Source organism: Flavobacterium sp. UGB4466 (assembly GCF_903469665.1).
Taxonomy (GTDB): Bacteria; Bacteroidota; Bacteroidia; order Flavobacteriales; family Flavobacteriaceae; genus Flavobacterium; species Flavobacterium lipolyticum.
The window spans coordinates 1-6,865 of the sequence record NZ_CAGKLC010000159.1 but is presented as its reverse complement, the minus strand read 5'-3'; the positions used below and the strand labels follow the sequence as shown (position 1 = coordinate 6,865).

2 protein-coding genes are annotated in these 6,865 nt (G+C 39.4%); both read left to right on the top strand.

The window, feature by feature from the left end; translation table 11 throughout:
• Positions 1 to 36: 36 nt before the first annotated feature.
• Complete coding sequence (locus JO950_RS20745; RefSeq protein WP_237732408.1) at positions 37 to 5,187, top strand: type I polyketide synthase; 5,151 nt, start codon at positions 37 to 39, stop codon at positions 5,185 to 5,187.
• The coding region (locus tag JO950_RS20740; RefSeq protein WP_237732407.1) for a condensation domain-containing protein at positions 5,187 to 6,865 on the top strand (1,679 nt) is incomplete at its 3' end. The genes JO950_RS20745 and JO950_RS20740, both read left to right, overlap by 1 nt.

Here is a 6,865-nt window from a genome sequence, read left to right as displayed (position 1 = left end):
AAATTTATAGCGAATCCATTTGAATCAGGAGAGCGTTTGTACAAAACAGGTGATTTAGGTCGTTGGCTGCCCGATGGCAACATCGAGTTCATAGGCCGAAAAGACGACCAGGTCAAGCTCAGAGGGTATAGGATAGAGCTTGGAGAGATAGAGCATGTTTTAGTAAAACATGAAGCTGTAAGTCAGGCAGTAGTCTTAGCCAGAGAGAACGAGTCAGCAGAGAAAGAACTCGTGGCGTATATCGTTTCTGATATTGAGCAAAACACAAGTAATTTAAGAGTTTATTTAAAACAGTCGTTGCCTGAGTATATGATTCCGGCACATTTTGTTCAACTCGAGGCCATCCCATTAACGGCCAATGGTAAAATAGACAAAAAAGCATTACCGAATCCTGAAGGCCTGGGACTAAAGAGTGGAGTAGAATATGTGGCCCCAGGTAATAACATAGAAGAGAAGCTGGTAAAGATATGGGAAGAAGTATTGAAAAAGGAAAATATTGGAATAGATGAAGGCTTTTTTAATGCAGGAGGTAATTCAATTAAGTTGATTGCATTAAAATCAAAAATTGGTAAAGAGTTTCACAACGACTTTCCATTGGCATCATTATTTGAATTTAGTACGATTCGTCAACAGGCAGCTGTGTTATCTGGGGATAGTTCGGAAGAAGACAGGGAAGAGTTGGCTCAACAGACTTCAGTATTCCAGAGAGAAGAATATGAGACTGAAATTGCTGTTATCGGGATGTCTATTAAAGTTCCGCAGGCCAAAAACATTTTTGAATTCTGGGAAAATTTAATAAGGGGTAAGGAGTTCATTACTCATTTCAGCAAGGAAGAATTACTTTCTTATGGTGTTTCCAGCGAGCAGCTTAATAACGAGGCTTATATCAGAGCCAGTTCCGTTTTAGAAAATAAAGAATGCTTTGATTCCGGTTTTTTTGGTTATCTGTCCGATGAAGCAAAGTTGATGGATCCACAGACGAGAGTTTTTCATGAAGTGGTATGGTCTGCGCTAGAGGATTCAGGTTATGATCCTTTTAGCTATAAAGGTTTGATAGGGCTTTTTGCTGGAGCAGGAAGCAATTTGAGATGGGAGGCTTATAGCTTGCTGAAGAATGATGGAAAAATTGACCCGTTTCAGGCAAACAATTTGAGTGACAAAGATTTTTCGAATACACTGATTGCTCATAAACTAAATTTGCGCGGACCAGTACATAGCATAAATACTGCCTGTTCTACCTCTTTGGTAGCGATACATCAGGCAGTACTAAGTTTACTTTCCGGAGAAAGTCATATAGCCGTTGCCGGAGGTGTATCGATAAAAAATAACATAAAAGAAACAGGGTATTTGCATCAGGAAAACATGATCTTTTCAAAAGACGGACACAACCGGACATTTGACAGAGAAGCTAGTGGTACAGTTGTTTCAGAAGGAGCAGGAGCGGTGGTATTGAAACGATTAGCTGATGCCATTAAAGATGGCGATCAGATTTATGCTGTGATTAAAGGCAGTGCGGTAAATAATGACGGAAACAGAAAAGTGGGGTATACAGCTCCAAGCGTGAATGGTCAGGCAGAAGTGATTCAAATGGCCCACAGATCGGCTAATGTTGCTCCGGAAAGTATATCTTATGTTGAGGCTCATGGCACAGCGACGAAACTGGGAGATCCGGTAGAGATTCGGGCTTTGGCGCAGGCCTTTAACAATAATAAAGAGAAATATTGTGCCGTGGGTTCTGTAAAGAGCAACCTGGGGCATTTGGATACAGCAGCAGGGGTCGCTGGTTTTATAAAAACAGTTTTGTGTTTAAAGAATAAAAAATTGGTTCCTTCTTTACATTTTAAATCTCCCAACCCAGAGATCAATTTTGAAGAAAGTCCGTTTTATGTTAATTCAGAATTAAAAGAATGGAAGAACGAAAAATTTCCGCTTAGAGCCGGGGTCAGCTCATTTGGAATAGGGGGAACGAATGCCCATGTTATTTTGGAAGAGTCACCGCTTGAAGTAAGTCCGGTAAAAGAGCCTTCCTTCGAACTAATAACGCTGTCAGCCAATAGCCCGGAAGCACTGGCGAGACAACAAGAGCAGTTAAAAAAATACCTTATCGCAAATCGGGAACTCGATTTTGTTGATATAGCCTGGACGTTGCAGATGCGCCATACTTTTGACTATCGGTCAGCATTTGTTGCCGGGCACACAAACGAGGTAATTGAGTTGCTGGAAAGTAAGTCCGTTGTACCAAATAAGAAACCGGTTAGTAAGAAGAAAATCGCCTTTATGTTTTCAGGCGGAGGATCTCAGTATGAGAATATGGGACGGGGATTATACGAAAACAAGAACAGTGTATTTAGAAAAACACTCGACAACTGTTTCGGCCTTGCCAGGAAAGAAAGTACAACAGATTTCAAGCAGATCATCTACCCCGATCAACCAGGTTCAAGTGATCTGATCAATGAGACTATAAACATGCAGCCTTTGTTGTTTATGTTTGAGTATGCATTGGCAAAGCAACTGGAATATTATGGCATCAAGCCGGATATTATGATTGGGCATAGCTTAGGGGAGTATGTAGCAGCCTGTTTTAGTGGAGTACTCACTTTAGAATCTGCGCTAAAGATGATTATTAGGCGGGGAGCACTGGTGCAGAATCTTCCTGAAGGGGATATGTTGGCGGTAGGCCTGCCTGCTGCACAGGTTAAGGCATATTTAGTACCAGGCGTAGACATAGCAGCAATCAACACTGCTGAGAGTTGTGTAGTGTCTGGAGAACCCTCAATGATAGCAGTACTTCGAGAGCGCTTTGAAAGGGAAGGGATTCTTTCAAGGATCTTATACATCTCTCACGCTTCACATTCTCTGATGATGGATCCTGTTCTGGAGGAATTCACTTCCATTGCATCTTCAATAAAATTGGGTACGCCTAAAATTCCATACCTCTCCAATGTAACAGGTAAAAGAATTGATATCAGTGATTTAAAAAAGAGTTACTGGTCAGATCACCTGCGAGGAACCGTAGAATTTTCTGCTGGGATAGAGTGTATATTATCGGAAGGAGATACGATTTTGATAGAAGTTGGCCCGGGTAATACGCTTAGTACGCTGGCACGCTTGCACTTTAAAGCAACAGGATTATCAGAAGTTCATCAGCTGATCAGGCATCCTAATACAGAAACAGCTGATATGTTATTTATGCTGGAAAAACTCTCAGGTCTATGGGAATCAGGCATAAACCTGAACTGGGCTCGTTTAGAGGAAGAAAAAATCAGGAAAAAAATTTCCCTGCCAACCTATAGCTTCCAGCCAACAAAATACCCAATGGCAACAGCTCTTGAGGAAATGTTGTCCGGCTCGTTATTGAAGGGTGCAGGTCAAAAAAATGAAAATATTTCTGATTGGTTCTTTGAATCTTCATGGAAACGATCCAGATTATTACCAATAACCGGACAGACTGCAAATGTATCTACATACCTGATATTTTGTGATAATGAGGGAGTGGCAGAACTGTTGATTAACCGGATAAAAGAAAATACAAACGTTAAGGTTGTCCGCGTAATTCAGGGGACTCATTTTGAAGAAAAAGAGGATTATACCTTTAAATTGAATTTTAAAAAAGAAGAAAACTATCTGAAACTCATTGAAAGACTGGCAGAAAGTTCGCTTCTTCCTGAAAAGATTGTTCATCTATGGAATTTTTCTAAAGAACAAGAAGAAATTACCTATCAATCTACAGTAGAGGATCTGGATCTTGGGTATTACAGCTTATTGAACATAGTCAGATCTATAGAACAGGTGAGCCCATTTCATCAGGTAAGTATAGATATGATTACAAGTTTTGCTGCAAGAGTAAATGATGGAGATATCGAAATTCCTGCCCGTACAGCAATTTTAGGCTCTGTTCTATCTATTCCTAAAGAGTACAAGAAAATTTTATGCAGACTAATAGATTTTAAGCCAAGTGATAAACAAGAAGAAATATTGTGCCACTTGTTCAATGAAATAATTACAGAATATGCTGAGCCATACATCGCATATCGTCAGGCAACGAGATGGTCACAATTTCATGATTCTGTCAAATTGGAATCAGATAAAAATCTGCCAGCACTGATAAAGGATGGAGGAGTGTATTTAATTACCGGTGGAATGGGCGGAATGGGTTTTGTATTTAGCGAATATTTACTTAAGCAATATAACGCGAAGCTTATTTTGACAGGAAGGAAACCTGAATCAGATGCTATCACTTCCAGGCTAAAAGAAATAGGCGGGAAAGTCATTTACCTTAACGCAGATGTCTCAGATGTTGGTCAAATGGAGTTGTTGGTGCGTGAAGCCGAGGGGCATTTTGGAAAGATTGATGGGATTTTTCACACGGCAGGAATAGGGGATTATGCCGGTATCATTCAAAATCGAACAAGAGAACAAAGTGAAGAAGTTTTTGCCTCAAAAATCTACGGAACGATTGGTTTATATGAGATGGCCAGGAAAGCAGCTGCCGATTTTTTAGTGATTTGTTCTTCTGTATCTTCAGTAACTGCTCCTTTTGGTCAGGTAGCCTATACTACAGCAAATATTTTTCAAGATAGTTTTGCACGCTCTAATAGCAACGGGCTGCCGGTATATAGTATCGGATGGGATGCCTGGTCGGAAACAGGAATGGCTATAGTCTCCTCCCTCGCTCATAAAGCGAAGTATGGGAATGAATTAAATTTAAAGCATGGATTGACCAATGCTGAAGGGCTTGAAGTGTTGCGCCGCATACTGAAATATGGAATACCAAGTCTTTCTATTTTCACGCGGGACCTTACCCAGGCTATTGGAAAGATGGACGTTGACCTGAATGTTGAAACGGAGGAAGTGCAGATAGTTCAGGAGCGGTTTGCTTTGTCTGATGAATATAAAGCACCTGAAACAGAAACGGAACAGCATATTTGTGCACTGTTTGAGAGCTACTTTGGAATTAAAGAGATAGGAATTAAAGATAATTTTTTTGATTTAGGTATGGACTCATTAAGGGCAATGAGAATGGTCAATTTAATTCATAAAAAATTAAATGTTGAATTAAGAATTAATGACATGCTTGAGAATACAAACATACATGATTTAGGGAGGATAATTGATGCAAAGCTGGAGTTTAGTCTAATGAAACGCAAGAGCGCAGAGACACAATTTGAACACGAACTTGAAATATAATGGATAAATTAATCGCTAAATTACTGAAAGAAGGAATTTTTTTGTTAGTTGAACAAGGAAGCTTAAAGATCAAATACAATGGTGATTTGATATCTGATGCGTTATTGGAGCAAATCAAAAAGAATAAAATAGAGTTGATCGCTTATCTTAGTGCAAATGGCACCGATACCGATTATCAGGACATTAAGCCTGTTGAGGGCAATAATCCATTTAAATTATCATCAGGCCAACACAGGTTATGGGTATTGAGTCAATTTAAAGAAGGTTCGTTAGCTTATCATATATCAAAGCCTACTTACCTGAATCAAGAAATTGAAATTGAAAGCTTCAAAAGAGCTATAAATGCTACAATAGATCGTCATGAGATTTTAAGAACCGTCTTCAGGGAAGAGGAGTCAGGAGAAATTAGACAATGGATACTGAAAAGGGAAGAGTTGGGCTTTGAAATCGACTATCAGGACTTTAGAGAAGAAGCGGAAAGGAGAGAAAAAGCAGAAGCCTATATCGTAGCCGATTCTTACCGTGCGTATAATTTAGAAAAAGGACCTTTATTGAGAATATCTTTACTTCAGTTAGCTGAAGATGATTATATATTTTATTACAACATGCATCATATTATTGGCGATGGCTGGTCAATGGAGGTATTGACCAAAGATATATTCAGATATTATGAAGCCTACAAGGCAGGAAAAGAACCTGAAATGGAGGAATTAAGAATCCAGTACAAGGATTATTCAGCCTGGCAGTTATCTCAATTGAATCAGGAGTCGTTTAAGGCTCATCGAGAGTATTGGCTTGACAAACTCTCAGGACAATTACCCCTACTGGATCTGCCGGCTAGCAAACAGCGGCCGAAGGTTAAGACCTATAACGGTCATGGCTTAGCCACTTATCTGGACAAAGCAACAACAGCTAAACTGAAGGGATATATCCAGGAGAATGGCGGCAGTCTTTTTATGGGCTTACTGGCCTCATGGAAGGTGTTACTATACCGCTATACATCTCAGCAGGACATCATCATAGGAAGTCCGGTAGCGGGTAGAGATCATGCAGATCTGGAAAACCAGATTGGCTTTTATGTAAATACCTTAGCTTTAAGAAATAAAGTTAACCCTGAAGAAAGCTTCCATGAATTTTACCAAGCTTTAAAAGAGAATACCTTAAAGAGCTATAGTCATCTAATGTATCCTTTTGACCGATTGGTAGATGAATTAGAGCTTCAGAGAGATATAAGCAGAAGTGCAGTTTTTGATGTCATGCTTACTATTCAAAACAGTTGGGATAGAATCGAAGGGGTAGAATTATCAGATGAAGAATTAAATGAGACCGTTGATAAAAGCCTTAGTACATCAAAATTAGATATAGAAATTACCATTCAACAGATAGGTGATTACCTGTCTTTAAAGTTTGTATACAACCCGGATGTGTATGAGAAGGTGATGGTTGAAGGACTGATAAGACATTACAAACAGTTGTTAAATGCGCTGTTGGAAAAACCTGAAGAGAAAATAGCACAAATAGATTATATATCGGAAGAAGAGAAACACAAACTGCTTTTCACTTTTAATGATACAACAGTAGCTTATCCGAAGGACAAGACAATTGTAGATTTAATTGAAGAACAGGTTGCAAAGACACCGGATAACATCGCCATAGTCTTTGAGGATACAGAACTGAC